General features: G+C 67.4%; 15 protein-coding genes. 8 read left to right on the top strand and 7 right to left on the bottom strand.

The genetic code is table 11. From position 1 onward, the window contains the following. Positions 1 to 153: 153 nt before the first annotated feature. Together hutU and ACFQB0_RS07845 are read right to left on the bottom strand one after the other, a co-directional pair. The gene (hutU, locus tag ACFQB0_RS07850) at positions 154 to 1830 is read right to left on the bottom strand and encodes a urocanate hydratase (RefSeq protein WP_386729846.1); all 1677 of its coding nucleotides are present in this window, start codon (positions 1828 to 1830) and stop codon (positions 154 to 156) included. Between the two features lie 319 nt (positions 1831 to 2149). Beyond that, positions 2150 to 3094: a M23 family metallopeptidase gene (locus ACFQB0_RS07845; protein WP_386729844.1), complete on the bottom strand. Its 945-nt coding sequence runs from the start codon at positions 3092 to 3094 to the stop codon at positions 2150 to 2152. A 253-nt stretch (positions 3095 to 3347) separates the two neighbouring features. Between ACFQB0_RS07845 and ACFQB0_RS07840 the strand changes: the two genes are divergently transcribed. Beyond that, complete coding sequence (locus ACFQB0_RS07840) at positions 3348 to 3785, top strand: hypothetical protein (protein ID WP_386729841.1); 438 nt, start codon at positions 3348 to 3350, stop codon at positions 3783 to 3785. A 150-nt stretch (positions 3786 to 3935) separates the two neighbouring features. On the opposite strand, the gene hutH is transcribed toward ACFQB0_RS07840, so the two are convergent. After that, positions 3936 to 5591 (bottom strand): histidine ammonia-lyase, encoded by a 1656-nt coding sequence (gene hutH, locus ACFQB0_RS07835; protein ID WP_386729838.1) that lies wholly within the window; start codon positions 5589 to 5591, stop codon positions 3936 to 3938. A 122-nt stretch (positions 5592 to 5713) separates the two neighbouring features. Between hutH and ACFQB0_RS07830 the strand changes: the two genes are divergently transcribed. After that, entirely contained in the window at positions 5714 to 6493 is a 780-nt protein-coding gene (locus ACFQB0_RS07830; protein WP_386729836.1) for an IclR family transcriptional regulator, read from the top strand. Positions 6494 to 6628: 135 nt separating this feature from the next. On the opposite strand, the gene ACFQB0_RS07825 is transcribed toward ACFQB0_RS07830, so the two are convergent. Both ACFQB0_RS07825 and ACFQB0_RS07820 read right to left on the bottom strand, forming a co-directional pair. Beyond that, entirely contained in the window at positions 6629 to 7009 is a 381-nt protein-coding gene (locus ACFQB0_RS07825; protein WP_386731497.1) for a group I truncated hemoglobin, read from the bottom strand. 279 nt (positions 7010 to 7288) lie between these two features. Then, entirely contained in the window at positions 7289 to 7780 is a 492-nt protein-coding gene (locus ACFQB0_RS07820; RefSeq protein WP_386729833.1) for a GNAT family N-acetyltransferase, read from the bottom strand. 400 nt (positions 7781 to 8180) lie between these two features. Between ACFQB0_RS07820 and ACFQB0_RS07815 the strand changes: the two genes are divergently transcribed. The 4 genes from ACFQB0_RS07815 (at position 8181) to ACFQB0_RS07800 (ending at position 12440) form a co-directional block, all read left to right on the top strand. After that, a complete protein-coding gene (locus tag ACFQB0_RS07815) occupies positions 8181 to 8693 on the top strand; it encodes a MarR family winged helix-turn-helix transcriptional regulator (protein WP_386729830.1) in 513 nt (170 codons plus the stop codon). After that, on the top strand, positions 8690 to 9616 hold the full coding sequence (locus tag ACFQB0_RS07810; RefSeq protein WP_386729828.1) for a DMT family transporter: 927 nt from the start codon (positions 8690 to 8692) through the stop codon (positions 9614 to 9616). Before ACFQB0_RS07815 ends, ACFQB0_RS07810 begins: the two co-directional genes overlap by 4 nt. An 82-nt stretch (positions 9617 to 9698) precedes the next feature. Next, the gene (locus ACFQB0_RS07805; RefSeq protein ID WP_386731494.1) at positions 9699 to 9986 is read left to right on the top strand and encodes a CobW family GTP-binding protein; all 288 of its coding nucleotides are present in this window, start codon (positions 9699 to 9701) and stop codon (positions 9984 to 9986) included. A 378-nt stretch (positions 9987 to 10364) separates the two neighbouring features. Next, positions 10365 to 12440, top strand: a complete 2076-nt coding sequence (locus ACFQB0_RS07800; protein WP_386729825.1) for a DEAD/DEAH box helicase — start codon at positions 10365 to 10367, stop codon at positions 12438 to 12440. A gap of 200 nt (positions 12441 to 12640) precedes the next feature. Here ACFQB0_RS07800 and ACFQB0_RS07795 read toward each other — a convergent pair whose 3' ends face one another. Then, positions 12641 to 13450: a methyltransferase domain-containing protein gene (locus tag ACFQB0_RS07795; protein ID WP_386729822.1), complete on the bottom strand. Its 810-nt coding sequence runs from the start codon at positions 13448 to 13450 to the stop codon at positions 12641 to 12643. Between the two features lie 288 nt (positions 13451 to 13738). Here ACFQB0_RS07795 and ACFQB0_RS07790 point away from each other — a divergent pair, with 288 nt between their 5' ends. Then, positions 13739 to 14155, top strand: a complete 417-nt coding sequence (locus ACFQB0_RS07790) for a DapH/DapD/GlmU-related protein (protein WP_386729821.1) — start codon at positions 13739 to 13741, stop codon at positions 14153 to 14155. 197 nt (positions 14156 to 14352) lie between these two features. Next, positions 14353 to 15273 carry an AEC family transporter gene (locus ACFQB0_RS07785; RefSeq protein WP_386729819.1) on the top strand — a complete coding sequence of 307 codons (921 nt, stop codon included), beginning with the start codon at positions 14353 to 14355 and terminating at the stop codon, positions 15271 to 15273. Between the two features lie 137 nt (positions 15274 to 15410). Here ACFQB0_RS07785 and ACFQB0_RS07780 read toward each other — a convergent pair whose 3' ends face one another. Continuing rightward, entirely contained in the window at positions 15411 to 18899 is a 3489-nt protein-coding gene (locus ACFQB0_RS07780; protein ID WP_386729816.1) for a TM0106 family RecB-like putative nuclease, read from the bottom strand. Positions 18900 to 19055: the final 156 nt, after the last annotated feature.

Here is a 19055-nt window from a genome sequence, read left to right as displayed (position 1 = left end):
CCGTTTCTTCCGGGCCGGATCACCGGCCCGGCCGGTCTGCGAGGTACACGGGACTCGGCGCCCGCTGGGGCACGAGGCAGGGGCACGAGGCAGGGGCACGAGACTGGAGTATGAGGCAGGCGATACCCGCGAGCGCGGTACCGGATGCCTCGGCTATTCCTGCATCGGAATGCGCAGGCCGCGCTCGCGGGCGACCTCGATTGCGCGCTCATAGCCGGCGTCGACGTGCCGCATGACGCCGGTCCCCGGGTCGTTCGTGAGCACACGCTCGATCTTCTCGGCGGCGAGCGGGGTGCCGTCGGCGACGATCACCTGGCCGGCATGGATGCTGCGGCCGATGCCGACGCCGCCGCCGTGGTGGATCGATACCCACGTCGCTCCTGACGCCGTGTTGAGCAGGGCATTGAGCAGCGGCCAGTCGGCGATCGCATCGGAGCCGTCGGCCATGGCCTCGGTCTCGCGGTAGGGCGAGGCCACGGAGCCGGAGTCGAGGTGGTCGCGGCCGATCACGACGGGTGCCGAGAGTTCGCCTGAGGCGACCATCTCGTTGAACCTCAGTCCCGCGCGGTGGCGTTCCTTGTAGCCGAGCCAGCAGATGCGGGCGGGCAGTCCCTCGAAGTGCACCTTCTCGCCGGCGGCCGTGATCCAGCGCCGCAGGTGCTCGTCCTCGGGGAAGAGCTCGAGGATGGCCCTGTCGGTCGCGGCGATGTCGGCGGGATCTCCTGAGAGCGCCGCCCAGCGGAACGGGCCCTTCCCCTCGGCGAAGAGCGGGCGGATATAGGCGGGCACGAAGCCGGGAAAGTCGAAGGCGCGGTCGTAGCCGCCGAGCGCCGCCTCGGCACGGATCGAGTTGCCGTAGTCGAAGACCTCGGCCCCGGCATCCTTGAACTCGACCATCGCCTTGACCTGCTTGGCCATGGATGCGCGCGAACGTTCGGTGAACTCCTCGGGCTTCGCTGCGGCGTATTCCCGCCACCCTTCGACGGTGACGCCCTCGGGCAGGTAGGCGAGCGGGTCGTGGGCGCTCGTCTGATCGGTGACGATATCGATCGGGGCGCCGCGGTCGAGGAGTTCGCGGAATACGGTGGCCGCATTGCCGACGAGTCCGACCGAGAGGGCGCGGCGCTCGTTCTTGGCTGAGACGACGCGGGTGACGGCGTCGTCGAGGTCGCTGGTGTACTCGTCGAGATAGCCGTGCTCGACGCGGCGGGCGAGGCGGCTCTCGTCGACGTCGACGACGAGCACGGCCCCCGCGTTCATCGTGACGGCGAGCGGCTGCGCGCCGCCCATTCCGCCGGCGCCGCCCGTGAGAGTGAGGGTTCCGGCTAGAGACGCACCCACGGTGTCTTCGCCGCGCCGGGCGGCGACCTTCGCCGCTACCGCCGCGAAGGTCTCATAGGTACCCTGCAGGATGCCCTGCGTGCCGATGTAGATCCAAGAGCCGGCCGTCATCTGGCCGTACATGGTGAGGCCGAGTGCCTCGAGGCGGCGGAACTCGGGCCAGGTCGCCCAGTCGCCGACGAGGTTGGAGTTGGCGATGAGCACGCGCGGTGCCCACTCGTTGGTGCGGAACACGCCGACGGGCTTGCCCGACTGCACGAGGAGCGTCTCGTCTTTCTCGAGTGTCTCGAGCGTGCGCACGATCGCGTCGTAGGCCTCCCAGTTGCGGGCGGCCTTGCCCGTTCCGCCGTAGACCACGAGGTCTTCAGGGTGCTCTGCCACCTCGGGATCGAGGTTGTTCATGAGCATGCGCAGGGGACCTTCAGTCTGCCAGCTCTTCGCGGTGAGCGTCGTGCCGCGTGCGGCGCGGACGGTGCGGGATTCTGACACGGTGTCACTCCTCATGGTGGCTGCGACGACCACGCTCGATCCGGAGCGGATGCGGCGGGCGCCGTGAAAGTCGTTAGTGAGATTGCACACCACCGGAGGGCGGCGGGCAACGGAGTATGCTCGGCCTGTGTCTGGGATACAAGACGCGCTACCCGGTCGGCGGGATCGTCGGCCCTGGCACGTCTCATGACATCCCGATGGGCCCTGGGCGTGCGCGAGCTCGCCCCGTGGCGACCTCCGCGTGAGCGGCCGAAGACTCCTCTTTCCGGCCCCTCGCGCGCTCGTGACTCGTGGTCTCCCACGCCGGTGTGGCGTGACCTCAGCCGCCCAGCACGATCCCCCGAGCGAGCATGAACGGTTCGGGATCGACCCTGGCGCCGTTGATGCGCACCTCGAAGTGCAGATGACAGCCGGTCGAGGTCCCCGTCGAACCGGTCAGCGCGATCGGCGCTCCGGCCGTCACGGTGTCACCCACCGAGACGACGATCCCGCCGTCGACGATGTGCGCATAGCCGGTTTTGACGCCGGCGCCGTGATCGATGAGAACCCAGTTGCCGAGCCCGCCGTTGGGGCCTGCCTCGACGACAGTGCCTGAGCTCGCCGCGCGGATCCAGGCATTGCAGCCGCTCGAGATGTCGGCCCCGTAGTGAAAGGGACCGGCGCCGGCCGGCCGTGCCGGACGCGGACCGAAGCCGTCGGTGACGGCGCCTGCGGTGGGAAGAGCCCAGTTCTGGTCGCTCAACTGCCCGGTGTCACTCGGGACCACGGGCAGGGGGCGCACCTCGATCGCGGCGACGACGCTGGGCTGCAGGGCGGAGAGCTCTGCGGTCGCCGTGTCGACGGCGGCTTTCGCGGCGTCCATAGCCGATCGTCGCTCGTCGAGCGGGATGTCGGCGGTCGCCGCGTGAGCCGCATCGGCCTGCGCTCGAAGAGTCGTTGCCCTCTCGCTGTCGCGGTTGGCACGTCTGGCGAGACCCTCGAGGTCTCCGGAGACCTCGGCGAGTCTGTCGGCGGCGCCGAGCTGGTCGAGCAGCCGGCCATCTGAATTGCCGCCGAAGAGCACGTCGAGCGAGCCCGGCGTGCCTCCACCGGGCCGCAATGACCGGAGGAGGAGGCGGGTCGATCCGTCGGCCACCGTCTTCGCCTCGAGGGCGAGGGCGTCCAGCCTGGCGGCGGTGGCGGCGGTCGCGTCGTATTCGGACTTCGCCGAGTCGTAAGCCTGCTTCGCGAGCCCATAGGCCGACCGGGCGTTGGCGAGCGTCACGTGCGCAGCGGCGTAGGCGACCGCCTGTTGGAGTGCGGCTGCCCTGGCCGCGGTGGTCGATGCCGCGTTGTTCGGTGCCGTGGAAGCGGAACCGCCGGTGCGCGGGGTCCTGATCTGTGGTTCGGCTGGTGGCGTGGGCGGGTCGGACGGGGGCGCCGCGACAGGGGGCGCTGTGAGTGTGTCCTTCGGTGGAGAGGTCGCCGGGTTCGCGGGTGGCCCGGGGGGTGGGGTAGGGGGTGAGGTAGGCGGTGTCTTGGGCGGGTCTGTCGGTGCTGCTATAACGGGCGGGTCTGTCGGCGGGATGTTCGACGAGGTCGGCGGCGGCGGGGTGGTCGTCGTCGGGTCGGTCGACGGCGTCGCGGGCGAGTCGGGTGGTGTCGTCACCGAGTGCGTTGTGCCCTCCGGGGCAGGACCGGAGGGCGGTTCAGAAGACGAGTCCCCTGGAGCGCTCTGCATCGACGTGGGAACGCCCGCGTCGGCCGTGGGAACTTGCGGGGCGGGACTCGATACGGTGGGATCGACGACGTCGGACGATGCGCTCGTCGTCTCAGGCGCAAGAAAGCCGTCGGCGAAAGCGGGCGCGGCGGTTTCGCCGAAGATCAGGCCGACGGTCGCTACCGCGCACGCTACGGTCAGCCGGACGCGTTTCGTCGAGAGGCGTCGCAGCCCGAAAGAAGACGCTCGTTCATGATGTGGCGACATGACAAGAAACCATCCATCTTCGGGTTATGGACAGCCGGCTCGATAGGCTCAGCGTCGCCAGTCTGGCATGCGTCGTGCGATGACACAATGCCTCGACCAGTGAACATTCAGGAACGTGATGCCGGCGTTTTGGCGATCCTCACCGAAGCCCGCCGATGACGGACGCCGCCGCTGCGGCGATCGCTCCCGACTGCACGCTCCCGACGACGCCCTCGATCTCGGGTGAGAGGAAACGGTCCTGGCCGGGGCCGTCCGCGACGGTGCGCACGAGCGCGACGACCGCACCGGTCGCGACGCCCGGCACGAGGGGGGCGCGCAACTCGAGACCGCGGGCTGCGGTCATGATCTCGATCGCGAGCACGCGGCCGAGGCCGTCGATCGAGCGCCGCAGCTTGCGGGCGGCCGCCCATCCCATCGACACATGATCCTCCTGCATCGCCGAGGACGGAATCGAGTCGACGGAGGCCGGAACCGCGAGTCGCTTGAGTTCCGACACGATTCCCGCCGCGGTGTACTGGGCGATCATGAGACCGGAGTCGACACCGACCTCGTGGGCGAGGAACGGCGGGAGGCCCTGGTTGCGGGCCCTGTCGAGGAAGCGGTCGGTGCGGCGCTCGCTCATGCTCGCGACGTCGGCTGCGGCGATCGCAAGGAAGTCGAGCACGTAGGCGATGGGTGCGCCGTGGAAGTTCCCGTTCGATTCGACCCGGCCGTCGAGGGTGAGCACGGGATTGTCGACGGCCGAGGCCAGTTCGCGCTCTGCGACGATGGTGGCGTGCGCGATGGTGTCGCGTGCAGCACCGTGCACCTGCGGGGCGCATCGCAGGGAGTAGGCATCCTGCACGCGCGTGCATTCCGGGCCACTATGGCTTGCGACGATCGGCGACCCGGAGAGCAAGGCGCGCAGGTTCGCGGCGGAGAGCGCCTGCCCCGCCTGCGGGCGCAAACGATGCAGATCCTCGGCGAAGACCGCGTCGGTGCCCAGGAGGCCCTCGACGCTCATGGCCGCAGAGATGTCGGCGGTCGTCATGAGCCGACCGAGATCGTCGAGCGCGAGCGCGAGCATACCGAGCATGCCGTCGGTGCCGTTGATGAGAGCGAGCCCCTCCTTCTCGGCGAGCCTGAGCGGAACGATGCCGGCAGCGGCCAGCGCCTCCCCCGCGGACATCAGGGTTCCGGCGTCGTGGCCGGTCGCACGTGCCGTGCTTGTTGCCGCAGCCTCGAGGGGCGCTGACCGGGCTTCCGCCTCTCCGGGGTGAGTCTCGCCGACCCGGACCTCGCCCTCGCCCATCGCGACGAGCGCGCAGTGTGCGAGGGGGGCGAGATCCCCGGAGCAGCCGAGCGAACCGTACTCGCGCACGACGGGGGTGATCCCCGCGTTGAGGATGGCCGCGTAGGTCTCGGCGGTCACGGCACGCGCTCCCGTGCGCGCCGTCATCACCGTGGAGAGGCGCAGCAGCATGAGCGCGCGCACGACCTCGCGTTCCACCTCGGCGCCGGAGCCGGCGGCATGCGAGCGGACGAGACTCGCCTGGAGCTGCGCCCGGCGCTCCTCTGCGATGAACGTCGTCGCGAGGGCGCCGAAGCCGGTCGAGATTCCGTAATGGGGCTCGACATCCTGGGCGAGGTCTTCGACGATGCGTCGGCTCGCCGCCACGGATTCGAGCGCGGACGGATCGAGTGTGACTGTCGCGCCGTTGCGGGCGACGGCGACGACGTCCGCGATGGTCAGCGCCTCCTGGCCGACGACGACGGACGGGGACGCGGAGGTGGCGTAAGCGACGGGGATGCTCATGGTCTGATTGCACAGCATGAGCGGTCGGTCGACAACGGGTCTAGACTCTGTACTGTCTGGGATTCCAGACTCGAGTCATGGTCTGCCGGCACGGAGATCGCACGAGACGGAGGAGAGACGGGATGACGGCCTCGCAGGTTCCCGCGGCCGATGCGACGCTCCGCATCCTCTCGCATCTGGCCGCACAGCGGGGACCCGTACAGGCGTCGACGATCGCGACGGCGCTGAACCTGCCCCGGTCGACCGTCTACCATCTGTTGGCCGTTCTGCAAGAGCATGGATTCGTCGTGCATCTTCCCGAGGCGCGCCGGTACGGACTCGGCGTCGCGGCCTTCGAGCTGAGCTCAGGCTTCTCCCGTCAGCAACCGCTCTCGTTGCTCGGGCGGCCGCTCATCGCCCAACTCGTCGATCGCATCGCCGAGAGCGCACATCTCGCCGTTCTGCACGGCAGGGATGTGCTTTACATCGTTGAAGAGCGCGCACCGCGCCGCCCTTCTCTCGTGACGGACGTCGGGGTGCGACTGCCCGCCTACTTGACGGCGAGCGGACGGGCGTTGCTCTCCGCCCTCCCGCCGGCGCAGTTGCGTGCGCTCTATCCGAACGCGGCTGCCTTCGCCAAGCGCGGAGTGGTCGGCGCCGCGGGCGCCCCGAGGAACTCCGCCGAGCTTCGTGCCGTGCTCGAGCGGGTGCGCTCCGAGGGATTCGCCGTGGAAGACGGAGAGGTCACCGAGGGGCTCGCCTCCGTCGCCGTCGTCGTGCGCGATCATTCTGGCTGGCCGGCCGCCGGGATAGCGACGACATTCCCGCGTGAGAATATTTCCCGTGAACACTGGTCGGAGCTTGCCGCGCAATTGGGCCGCACCGCCGCGGAGCTGTCGCGCCGCATCCGCGGACGAAGCTGAGCCGCACCGGATCCGTGCTCGCGTGAGCACGGCTCGGCTTGGCGCGACACGGCTTCGGCGCGGCGCGGCTTCGGCGCGAGGATGCGAGGATGCGAGGATGCGAGGGGAGGACGATCCGGGCGTCCACCCCGCCGGCTATGACGGTTGCGGGTCGGGGCCGGTCTGCGTCGGAGCCTCGACGATCTCGCCGCGCAGGGCATTCAGACGCGAGCGCACCTCCTCGACGACATCCAGCGAGGCGCCAAGAGCGAGCAATGTGACGGCAAGGTGCTCGGCGAGGGCGTCGAACGCCGCATCCGTCACGCCGAGTCCGGCATGCGCCACGCGCAGCGATCGCCCGCCGTACTGAGCCGGTCCGCCTAGGGCGGCGGTGATGAAGGCGCGCTGATGCATCGCGAGCCTGTCGAGATCGACGCCCTCGAACCACGCCGAGAGCGTGTCGTCCTTCAGGACGCGTTCGTAAAAGACGGTCACGGCTGTCCTGACAGCCGTAGCGCCGCCTACTTTTTCGAAGATGGCTATGACCTCCCCCCTTGGACGGTCTCTCCCTCTGCGGTATTCGATTGAACTTGCGCAAGATTGTCGCAGAAGAACGGGTCGAGGGCACTACCCCAAGCATGGGGCCATCATTCAGGTGTCGGGCAGGTGAGGCATCCGTTCGGCGGAGCGTGTGGGGATGTGCACGCGAAGAAATCCGACATCCGCTCCCGCATCCGCCCGTCGAGGATGCCGATGCGAAGAGCGTGAGCCGAGCCGAGATCAACTCCAGTCCGCGCCTGTCGACCGCTGACGCGGTCAGGCCGTGTCGAGGTCCTTCGCGAAACACACGCTGAACACCTCGCCGACGTACTGACCGAACTGGGGGATCGGCAGGTAGCCGTGCCGGGCGTAGAGGGCGAGGGCCGCCTCATGCCTGGGTCCGGTCTCGAGCAGTAGGCGTCGGATTCCGCCGGCGCGGGCATCCATCTCGATCCGTTGCAACAGCAGGCTAGCCACTCCGCGGCCCCGTGCGGCCTCATCGACGAACATGCGTTTGAGCTCGGCCTCTGGGCCGATGGGGAGCGCACTCTGGGTTCCGTCGAGTTTGATGAGCCCGGCGACGCCGACCGCTATGCCGGCTTCATCGCGGGCGACGTAGAAGGAGACCCCCGGGCGTTCAAGCTCCTCGATGCTCAGCAGGAAGTTGCTCTCGGGCGGGTAGAGCGCCTGCGCGAAGCTCGTGCTTCGGTCCAGGAGATCGAGGACCTCCGCCTGTCGGGGGGCTTCGATGGCGATCGTCACGGACATGCCGTCACACTATGGCTGCAAGATTTCGCCGATGTTTCGTCGGATCGTGCATCGCGTTTCACCGGCGTCGAGGCGGAATCCGGCCATCTGGAGGTCGGTCGCTCCGCGAAGAACTCCACGGCCCTGGCGAGCACGAGGTCTGGTCTCTCGTCGACGATGAATGCGCTGCCCCGTCGACGAAGGAGGCCTCGAGCCGGTCGGCATACGCCTCCTCGCCTCGCGGGGCTGGCTTTCTATATATGACTGACGCATAGATATATGGGCGTCAAGTGTTTCCTGCTTGGAGGCCCGTAACAAGTGACCGTTATTAGCCAATAGGGGGAAAAATATGTTCTGAGTGATCAATGGAATCAGTGTTGACGAGCTAGACATATGATCAACGCATATATATTTTGAGAAAATGAACAGAACGTCCAATTTGCTCGGCGCCTTGTCGATGGTGCTCGCCGACGAGATGCGCGAAGCCGTCAACGACACACTCCGCACAACGGGCGAAACGGCCGCCGCGCTCATCATGGTTGGCGCCCATCCGGACGTTCACATCGCAGAAGTGGCCGAAGCACTAGGTCTCACCCATAGCGGCGCCGTGCGCCTTGTCGATCGGCTGGAGAATGAAGAGCTTGTTACGCGCAAGCCCGGACCGGACTCGCGGACTGTTCTGCTCCGCATCACGCGCGAAGGCGAAAGGCGACGACAAGCAGCTTTGCGCCAGCGCGCGCGTGTGCTCGGGCGCGCCCTCGCGCATCTGTCGGCTGACGAAGCGGAGCTTCTCGGGTCCTGCATGGACAAGATTCTGCGCGGATATTTGACCGAGCGACAGCAAGGCTACCGGTTCTGCAGAATGTGCGACGAGGACACCTGCGTTCCGTACCACTGCCCCGTTGAAGAGAAGTGGGAGGAACTTTTCGGATGACAAGCGAAGGAGCCGCGACATCGATCACCGAGACAGCAACGAAGCGGCGTTGGATCGCCGTTGCCGCAATGATCGGATCCGCGGCGTGCTGGGGGTTCGCAACCGTCATGTCCCGCGACCTCCTCAGCACAATGACATCAACGTCGCTGCTCGTGATTCAACTGGTCGCAAGTGTCATCACCCTCCTCTGCCTCGCCATCCCGCATATGCCATGGCGATACCGGTCGACGGGCATTACGCGCGCGGCGCTGATTGGTATCCTCGAGCCTGGCCTCACCTATTCGATCGGACTGGTCGGGCTTTCTCTGACGTCCGCCGGCAGTGCTTCGGTCATCAGCGCCACGGAACCGATCCTGATCGTCCTGGTCGCCTGGCTGCTGCTACGACAACGTCCTTCGCTGCGCCTCATCGGCTGCATAGCCGTTGCCGTCGCTGGCCTCCTCATGGTGTCAGGGGAGGCCCTTCTCGAACCCGAGCAAGCTAGTCCCCTCGGAGACGGGCTGATTGTGCTCGCGACCCTTTTTGGTGCGAGTTACGTCGTTCTCTCCTCCAGGGTCACCGCCAACTTTCCCGCGGCGACACTTGCCTCCGCGCAACAGATCGTCGGTCTCATCTTCGCGATAGGTGTCTTCGCCATCGTTCAGGCACTGGGTCTTGAGCGACAATTGTTTGCGCAGCTCTCTGCTTCAACCGTCGCCTATGCCGCCCTGTCTGGTGTCGTGCAGTACGCGCTAGCCTTCTGGCTCTATCTGATAGGCCTTCGCTATCTTACCCCCGCGGCCGCGGGCCTCTGGCTGACGCTCGTGCCCGTGTTCGGGCTCTTCGGTGCCTATGTCTGGCTTTCTGAGGTGCCCTCGTTCCTCATGCTTGCCGGCGCGAGTATGATCATCGTTGCGGTCGTCATGGGGAAGGCGGAGGAGTAGCCGTTCGGGCGCGACAACTTGTTATGACATTGCACGGATGATGCGACTCTAACCACGAAATGAGAAGTCGCGATATGCAGGAATCCCTACCCCAAACGCCTGTCACCATCCTACCGGCTACCTCGGCGCCGGGAAAACTACGCTCCTCAACCGAATTCTGACCGAGAACCACGGCAAGAAATACGCCGTCATCGTCAACGAATTCGGTGAGGTCGACGATCTGATCGTTAATGCCGACGAAGAAATCTTCGAGATGAACAACGGCTGCATCTGCTGCACCGTGCGCGGAGACCTCATCCGCATCATCGACGCAGCACCGAACAGCAGCACCGAACAGCAGCAGGGCGGGCATGCGGAGCCGCAGAAGTGAGGGCCTCACCCTGCATCGGATCGCCGTGAACGACTCTGTGGAGATCCGCCCACCGGTCGTGGCCATCGTGCGCGCTTGTTTCAATCCCGGTCTTTCGATCCCTGTCGCGAGCGGTGAAAGCGCCCGGGCACGCGATCGCAAGATTGTCCGTGACTTCTCAGGATTCATCCGGTAATGTAGCGGAGTCGGCTCTAGGCACCGCGAATGAACGCGGATGGGTTTGTAAGTCTGGTGGGCCGGTTTCGCAGCAATTCTGCTGGCGAATGATCACTGTATGTGAACGGCCCCGGTCGAAGACTGCCCGGGTTCTCAGTTGCGATACGCGCAAGCGTAGCGCTGTTCTGCCATGTACTCGAGAACAACCCAGGAAAAATGTCTATGCCCAAGAACAAGAAGCCCGCCGGTGATCGTCCGGCCAAGAACTTCGATCCTTCCTATGCCAAGGGCGGAAGCAAGGGCGGCCCCAAGGCCGGCTCGCGCAGCCCCGGGCACCGTGGATTCCGCGCCGATGAGGGCGCGCCCAAGAAGCAGCGCTGGAACGCGGATGAGCGTGCCACTCGTTCAGCGTCCGGCACCGCTGGCCGTTTCGAGCGTCCGGCGTACAGCGAGCGTCAGGACCGTTCCGAGCGTCCGGCCCGCGGCGAGCGTCCGGCTTATGACGGCCGTGCCCAGCGCGGTGAGCGTCCCGTCTACGACGACCGCCCGCGTCGCGACGTCGGCGCTCGTGGCGATCGACCCTCATATGGTGATCGTGCTCCACGTGGTGACCGTCCGGTGTACGGTGACCGCCCGCAGCGTTCCGAGCGTCCGGCTTATGATGGCCGTGCCCAGCGCGGTGAGCGTCCCGTCTACGACGACCGCCCGCGTCGCGACGTCGGCGCTCGTGGCGATCGACCCTCCTATGGTGATCGTGCTCCACGTGGTGACCGCCCGGTGTACGGCGACCGCCCGCAGCGTTCCGAGCGTCCGTCGTACGGCGACCGGCCGCAGCGTGGTGACCGTCCGTACGGTGACCGGCCGCAGCGTTCCGAGCGTCCGGCCTACGGCGACGACCGTGGCCACCGTCCCGTGCATGGCGCCGCCCGCCAACGTCGCAACGACGATGAGCGCCCACTGCGTCGCGACGGCTTCGACCGCCCGGGCCGTGATTTCGGTCAGCGTGGTCAGCGGAGCGACCGTCGTGACTCCGCGTTCTATCCGAACCGCGACGAGAAGTCCCGCTTCACGCCGCAGGACGACGTGGTGCTGGAGCGCCTCGAGGCTGAAGCGATCCAGGCATCCGACGTCGAAGGTGTGACCTTCGCCGACCTCGGGCTCGGCGGCAACATCTCTGCGGCGCTCGCCGAACTCGGGGCCCTCGCCCCCTTCCCGATCCAGGCCGCGACCATTCCCGATGTGCTCGCAGGCAAGGACGTTCTCGGTCGCGGCAAGACGGGCTCAGGAAAGACCATCGCCTTCGGCGCCCCGGTCGTCGAGAGGCTCATGGAGAACGGTGGAGGCAAGAAGCGTCAGATGGGCCGCAAACCCCGTGCGCTCATCCTCGCCCCGACGCGTGAGCTCGCCCTGCAGATCGACCGCACCGTGCAGCCCATCGCGCGCTCGGTCGGCCTCTTCACCACCCAGATCTACGGTGGGGTCCCCCAGCACCGTCAGGTCGGCGCGCTGCAACGCGGCGTCGACATCGTGGTCGGAACCCCCGGCCGCATCGAAGACCTCATCGAACAGCGTCGGCTCGATCTCAGCGAGGTCGCCATCACCGTCCTCGACGAGGCCGACCACATGTGCGACCTGGGCTTCCTCGAGCCGGTGCAGCGAATCCTTCGCCGCACCGCTGACGGCGGCCAGAAGCTCCTCTTCTCTGCCACTCTCGACAAGGGCGTCGCCGCGCTCGTCGCCGAGTTCCTCGTGGACCCGGCTGTGCACGAGGTCGCCGGTGAAGACCAGGCATCATCGACGATCGACCACCGTGTGCTCGTCATCGAGCACCGCGACAAGGGCGCCATCATCGAGCAGCTTGTCGACCGCGAGGGCAAGACGCTGATCTTCGCCCGCACGCGTGCCTTCGCCGAGCAGCTCGCCGACCAGCTCGACGACGCCGGCATCCCCGCCGTATCGCTGCACGGCGACCTCAACCAATCCCGCAGGACGCGCAACCTCCAGCAGCTCACCTCGGGCCGGGTCAACGTGCTCGTCGCAACGGACGTCGCCGCTCGCGGCATCCACGTCGACGACATCGACCTCGTGATCCAGGCCGACGCGCCGGACGAGTACAAGACCTATCTGCACCGTTCCGGCCGCACTGGCCGCGCCGGAAAGCAAGGCACCGTCGTCACGCTCATCCCGAAGCAGCGTCAGCGTCGCATGTCTGAGCTGCTCGACCGCGCTGAGATCACCGCCGAATACGTTCCCGCGTACCCCGGAGACCAGCTCATCTCGGACCTCGCAACCGCGTAGACGTCTCACCGGTCCTCCCGTTTGGGCCACCGCAGGGGAGGCCTTCGGGCGAGACGGAGGCCGCAATCGCAAAAGAGGGCCTCCCGCTCGTGTGAAGTCCTCCCCTGCGGTGGCTTGTTCGGCTGTGCAGAGTTCAGCGTTTGCTTCTAGCAGGATCGCTCAGCCCCGAGGCGGAGCCGGCGAAAGCCGGGGAAACGGCGTCAGCCGGAGCGGACCCCTGTTCCGACGAGGGTCGTCACGTCGATGTCTTGCGCGCCCCGCGCGGCCAGCCCGGCGAGGTACGAGGCACGTACCTCCTCGAGCACCGGGCCTTCGAGTTCGCCGAACATCGCTCGGAACGCCGTGCCGCGTGCCCATGCCCAGGCGGTTCTCGGAGTGAGCTCGAGGCGCCTCTCATGCACTCCGACGCTCACAGAGGTGAGTCCGAGTCCCCTCAGCCAGTCCTCGAAGTTGTCGGCATCTCCGATCGTCTCGATGAGTGGTCGCTCGAGCGGCCGGCGATATTCGGTCATCTCAGGGCGATGCGGGCGCAGCGCCTCGACGAGGGCATCGCCGACGGGGCTGATCGCTCCTTGCCGCCAGATCGTGAAGGCGATCCGGCCACCGGGCATCGCCTTGGCGATGAGCGTCTCCGCACCACGGGTGAGATCGGGCAGGAACAGGATCCCTAGCACGCACTGCACGAGGTCGTAGTCGCGGCCGGGCCAGTCGAGAACGTCGCCGACCGAGAGATGCAATTGAGGCAGCTCAAGCGCTCGAGAGTGGGCCAGGGCGAGGAGCGGCGCGGAGAGGTCGACCCCGTCGACGCGTCCGCGCGGTCCGACGAGCATGGCTGTCGGCACTGCGGATGCGCCGCTGCCGCAGCAGGCATCGAACACGCGTTCGCCGGGCCGAGGCCGACTCATCATGAGTGTTCCGAGCGAGATCGGAAGCCAGAGGCTCGTGTCGAGCGCCGAGTAGGCGTCGGCGTCGGTGAACGATCCCGCATAGTCGGGCTGCAATGCCTTCATAGCTCCAGTGTGCCGCTTTCCGCACCTGAGCGTTCGACATGGAGCGTTCGCCGAGATGAGCCGTCGGCATCTGTGGAGTGCGAAGCCGGACGCAGTCCAGGAGGTCCTTGCCGCGGTGCCACGATCCGGCTGATAGGCGCGGGAGCACTCCCGGAACGGATCGCCACAACAGATCGCGGACTGACGGCACGATCGAGGAATACGACACACGGTGGTCGCGTTGTATCGATGTTCGTCGGAATCCGTGCGCTCGGAGTCCGTTCGGCAGCAACACGAGAGGAGCGGGCCATGAGCACCAACTACGTCGACATCGAAGACGAGCACGGTGTCGTGCTGCGCTACCGCCGTCATGCCAACGGGCGGGGCCTGGTCGCAGCCATGGCTCACGCCGATGCCTCTGCCTTCATTGGGAGCGGCGCCTACGTCGACCCCGGGGCCGAGATCGGCAAGCTCGTCATCGTGGCAGCAGGCGCCTGGATCGAGCATGACGCGATCGTCGCGGAGGCCGCCGAGATCGGGGCGGGCGCTCGTGTGGGTCATGGCGCCGTGGTCGGCCGAGGCGCGGTGATCGGGGCACGAGCCAGCATCGGCGCGCGTTCACGTGTCGTCGACGGCGCACGCGTCGAACGGGACGCGGTCGTCGCGGAGGACGCGCTCTTCGGTCGCGCGCGGCGACCAGGTTCCACGCTCGGCGTCGCTGCCTAGATCGCCGCTGCCACCCGGCCCGAGGAGTGGGAAAGCCACGGCCGGGCCTGCCGACATGCTCGTGCTGAGCCTGCCGAAGTACTGGTGCTGAGCCTGCCGAAGTAGAGCGCCCGCCTCCACGAGTCGGTGCCGTGGCCGGCCTGCACTACGCTCGGACGGGTGAACCCTGTGCTGCCCATCGCCGATCCGGTGGGACCATGACGGGAGTGCTCACCGGCTTCGCCGTCATCGGTGTTGCCATCGTCGTGGGCTACCTCGTCGGACGGACGAACGTGCTCGGCCCGCATGCTCGCGCCGTGCTCAGCCGCCTCGTGTTCTTCGTGCTCTCGCCGTTCCTGCTGTTCAGCGTTCTCGCCACGGCCGACGTTCGCACGCTGTTCTCGGCGCTGCTTCCTGTGTCGGCGTTCGCCGCCATCGCGATGTTCGCGATCTTCTCGGCGATCGCCCTCCTCGTGTGGCGCCGGCGTCTCGCCGAGACCGTGATCGGCTCTCTCGCTTCCGGCTATGTCAACGGCAACAACATGGGCATCCCGATCGCGCTCTACATGCTCGGCGACGCGGCGTTCGCGGCGCCGATCGTGCTTGTGCAACTGCTGGTCTTCACCCCGATCGCCCTCGCGATTCTCGATGCACGCGTGAACGGCTCGACCTCGATGCCGCGTATCCTCGCCCAGACGTTTCGCAACCCGATCATCATCGGCTCGCTCGCAGGCCTCCTCGTAGCGTTGAGCGGTCTCAGCCTGCCGGCTATCGTGCTCGACCCGATAGAGCTCATCGGGCACGCGGCTGTGCCGATCATGCTCATCAGCTTCGGGATGTCGCTCTCCGGTCAACGGCTATTGCGCCCAGGGAGCGGGCGCCGCGACATCCTGACCGCCTCGACTCTGAAACTCGTGTTCATGCCGCTTGCGGCATGGGCGCTGGGCGCCTTCGTCTTCGGGCTCGAGTCGCACGCTCTCTATGTGGTCACGGTGCTCGCGACGCTGCCGACCGCGCAGAACGTCTTCAACTATTCACAGCGCTACGGGGTCGCGGAGATCGTGGCTCGCGACACGGTTTTCATCACGACCATCGGATGCGTCCCTGTGCTGTTCGTCGTCTCGCTGTTCCTCGGGTGAGCGGCCGGAGCCTTCGCACCGCAGATGGTGGTGCCCGCGGTGCGAAGGCTCCGGCCGCTCGTTCCTCGGGCCATCGGTGCATGAGTCACTGGACAGTGTGTCGCGCTCGGGCCATCGGTGCGTGACGGATGCGCCGGTCATCCGTCCTCCTCGCGACCGTGTGACTTCCCATCCCCGCCTTCGACGAGACGGATGAAGGCACTCAACTCCGCCACTCCGCGTGGCGTCGGCGGCAGGTATTCGGTGAGCGCCGGCGAATGCACGAGGTAGGCGGCCCACTGTGCTCGCGAGACGGCGACGTTGAGCCGGTTCTTCATGATGAGGAACTCCATGCCGCGCGGCACGTCAGCGGCCGACGACGCTGCGAGTGTGATGATCGCGACCACCGCCTCCTGGCCTTGGAATCTGTCGACGGTGCCCACCGGAACCTCCGCGAAGCCCGCGGCGTCAAGCGCCTCCCGTACGAGCAGGAGTTGCGCGTTATACGGCGTCACCACGATCACGTCACCCTGGGAGAGGGGCACAGACGCCGCACCCGCCGCCGCTCGCCACGGCCGCCCGAGCGCCGTTCGCACGAGACCGACCACCGCCTCGGCCTCTTCGGAGGAGGCGGTCGCGTTGCCCTGGTGCTGAACCTGCACCGTGTGCAACCCCGGCTCGACCCCGCCCAGAAGCCGCTCCCCCGCATCCGGATGCGACCGTAGCTCGCCCTCGTAGGACAAACGCGAAACGGGCGCGGCCACGGCCGGATGCATCCGTCGGCTCTCGGCCAGGAAGTATCCGAGATCGTGCGGAAGCACCTCGTGCCCATCAGCGATCCAGCCGAGTGCCGAGGTGTCGATCGGCTCGGGATGCGTGCCCTGGCTCACCTGTGGGAGCTGTTGCGGGTCGCCGAGGAGCAGCAGCCTGCGTGCGGAGACGCTCGCGGCGATCGTGGACGCGAGCGAGAACTGCCCGGCCTCGTCGACGACGAGCAGGTCGAGGGAACGTCGTGGAACCCGCGCGGGGTTGCTGAAGTCCCAGGCGGTGCCACCGACGACGAAGCCGGACGCCGCGTGTTCGGCGGCGAACAGCAGCTGACCGTCTTTGGGGAGCAGGGTGTACGGAGCGTTCGCGACCGGCTTGCCCGCCAGCGGCTCTCCGGCCTTCGGAACCTTGCCGACGAGCCCGGGATCGAGTCCGGCGGCGGCGACGGCCCGTAGCACGTTCTCTACGACGGCGTGGGACTGCGCGACGACCCCGACCTTCCAGCCGTGGTCGCGCACGAGTCGCGTGATCACGTGGGAGGCCAGGTAGGTCTTGCCGGTTCCGGGTGGCCCCTGCACCGCGAGGTAAGAGGCATCGAGGTCGAGCAGGCTCGCGACGACCGCGGTGTCGTAGCGTTCGTCGACCATCGACGCGAGTTCTCCGCTACGCGTGCGTGGAGGCATCCGACGCAGGATGTCGACGACGGGGTCGCGCGGCCAGCCTCCGTTCACGTCGACGATCGCTCGCGCCCACCATTCGATCGCCGGCTTCTGCTGGCCGGGAAGAGGCGGAGCCGCCGGTGCGAGGGCGGTGGGTTCGTGGGCGTAGCGCGCGACATGCTTGCCGAGCGTCTCCTCCACGAGCACATCGCCCTCGTCCGTGACCTCGAGCACGCGCACCGCTCGCGCCGAACGTGCGCCGGGGTCCGCCAGCGGATCCACGAACGGACCCGGGAACTCGTAGAGCAGGAACGGTCCCGTCCGGTCCGCCGCGGGTAGGCCGCTGCCAGGCGCCCAAACTCCTTCGAGCAGCAGGTGGCGACGCTCCGAGCGCTGGCCGTCTTCACGATGCCAGTCGCGCACGAGCCTGCTCCGTGTGACGCGCAACACGTCGCGGGTGTCAGCCCACTCCTCGATCGGATCGACAAGGCGCGCGAAGTGACCCCACCAGAAGCTCTTCTGCTCTCGACGGTGGTAGTCGATCGCGGCTGCGGCCAGCGCGGTGGCCGTCTGGTCGTGGTTCCGTTCGTGCAGGGCATCGCCGGATCGGGCGAGCAGAGCCAGAGCGAGAGGCGAGGGTTCCAACTCGGCGCGGGCATCGGCATCGGGTTCGTGCACGCCTGCGCGGATGCCGTGACTCTTCGCTTGTGCGAGCAGCCAGTCGCGCAGGGCGCGCGTCGACCGGCAATCGTACTCGTTGTAGGCTGCGATCGAGTCGAGCATCCGCTGCCCGCCTGCGGTGTCACCCGATGCGGCGAGCGCCCGCGCCTCGACGTACTCCGTGATCGAATCGCCCGCTGTCGTGACCTCGCCGCTGCGCCCGCCCCGCATGTAGAGCGGTTCGAGCTTCTTGATCGAATAGGAGCGACTGCCGACGCGGAGGGCCTTGCGAACGACGGGGTAGAGGTCGACGAGTGCATGGTCGCGCAGCAGCCTGTCGACGGCGTCCTCTCCTACACCGTGCCGCGCCGCCAGCGAGAGCAGATGGGCGCGCTCATAGCTCGCGTAGTGGTAGATGTGCATGTCGGGATGCCTGCGTCGACGCTCGGCGATGTAGTCGAGGAACCCCTCGAGAGCCTTGCGCTCCTCGGCGAAGTCGTGCGCCCACCAGGCGCGGAAGGCGCCGTCGGCCTCGACGAGGCCGAACAGGTAGTCGAGACCCCACCGATCGGCGGTGCCCTCCGTATAGAGCGGGTCGCCCTCGAAGTCGAAGAACACGTCGCCGGGGTTCGGCCGTGGGAGGGCCCCGAGCACGCCGGGGTGGTGGAACTCGAACGGCGGTGGGGCGTCGCCGGATGCCGCGAGCTGCAGCCGAGCCTGCGAGCGGAGTGCGGCCAGCGTCGATGGCCCGATACCGTCTACATCGCTCGTGCCCTCGGCGAGCTCGTCGATCGTGATGATGCCCGCGGTATGCAGACGTTCGCGCTGCAGCACCCGCAGACCCGCGACGAGCAGCACATCGCGGTGCGCCTCGACCTCGGCTGCGCACGTTTCGCAATGCCCGCAGACGGTGTAGCGCGGATCCCCCCACGCCACCGCGTCGTCGTCGGCGAGACGCTCGGCCACGATCCGCAGCAGGCGGTGCCGCCGTTTGCGGTACACGGGCATGATGTCGTCGACGCGGTGCTCGCTCACGATGCCGTCACCGAGCAGCAACTGCACGGTCGGCGCATGCGGTATCCCGGCCCTGGCGAGCTGATCGACGTAGGCGGCGAGTTGCAGCAGCGCTGTCACGCGAGCCCGGCGCGCGAGTTTCGTGTCCTGCACGAGATAGCAGCCGCCGGGTTGTCGCACGATGAAGTCGGCGAAGCCGAGGAAGGACCCGTCGAAGAAGGTGGCCTGAAAGACCACGTCGGCGCCTTCGGCGAAGGCCTGTATCGTCGCGTCGACAGCGTACTCGAGCGTTTCGGCGGTCAGGCGTGGTGGACGAGCGATCTCGGCAACGCCGTTGCCGAATCGGTCGCGATAGTCACCCAGCACTCGCTCCTCGTGGCGATCGCCGAGACGGGCGGCGCGTTCGAGTATCGCGTCAACGGCATCGGGGACCGCTTCGATGCGCCCGAGTTTGGCGTCGAGCTTGCGCAGGAAGGCGAACTCGCACTTCGAGGCGCTCGTGAGGTCGCTCGCGCTCGTGACGACCACTCCGTCGAGCAGGAACACGGTACCTCCGATCCCGGCGCTCCCACACGCCTGTTTCGACGATAACCCTCGGAAACGACATCGGCACGGCGACATCCGTTCATCGTCTATCTCCAGCATTGAGACGCTCGCGCACGGTAGCGTCAGTAGAGAACGAGTCGTTGTAGAGGCGGTGGG

Source organism: Luethyella okanaganae (genome assembly GCF_042660285.1).
Taxonomy (GTDB): domain Bacteria; phylum Actinomycetota; class Actinomycetes; order Actinomycetales; family Microbacteriaceae; genus Luethyella; species Luethyella okanaganae.
This window is presented reverse-complemented; position numbering and strand designations above follow the sequence as displayed.

Excerpts from the sequence above, each read along its gene's own strand:
- ACFQB0_RS07815 (WP_386729830.1), top strand. The coding sequence starts at position 8,181 with ATGAACAGAACGTCCAATTTGCTCGGCGCCTTGTCGATGGTGCTCGCC.
- ACFQB0_RS07785 (WP_386729819.1), top strand. The coding sequence starts at position 14,353 with ATGACGGGAGTGCTCACCGGCTTCGCCGTCATCGGTGTTGCCATCGTC.
- ACFQB0_RS07820 (WP_386729833.1), bottom strand. The coding sequence starts at position 7,780 with ATGTCCGTGACGATCGCCATCGAAGCCCCCCGACAGGCGGAGGTCCTC.
- ACFQB0_RS07800 (WP_386729825.1), top strand. The coding sequence starts at position 10,365 with ATGCCCAAGAACAAGAAGCCCGCCGGTGATCGTCCGGCCAAGAACTTC.
- ACFQB0_RS07830 (WP_386729836.1), top strand. The coding sequence starts at position 5,714 with ATGACGGCCTCGCAGGTTCCCGCGGCCGATGCGACGCTCCGCATCCTC.
- ACFQB0_RS07790 (WP_386729821.1), top strand. The coding sequence starts at position 13,739 with ATGAGCACCAACTACGTCGACATCGAAGACGAGCACGGTGTCGTGCTG.
- ACFQB0_RS07810 (WP_386729828.1), top strand. The coding sequence starts at position 8,690 with ATGACAAGCGAAGGAGCCGCGACATCGATCACCGAGACAGCAACGAAG.
- hutH (WP_386729838.1), bottom strand. The coding sequence starts at position 5,591 with ATGAGCATCCCCGTCGCTTACGCCACCTCCGCGTCCCCGTCCGTCGTC.
- ACFQB0_RS07795 (WP_386729822.1), bottom strand. The coding sequence starts at position 13,450 with ATGAAGGCATTGCAGCCCGACTATGCGGGATCGTTCACCGACGCCGAC.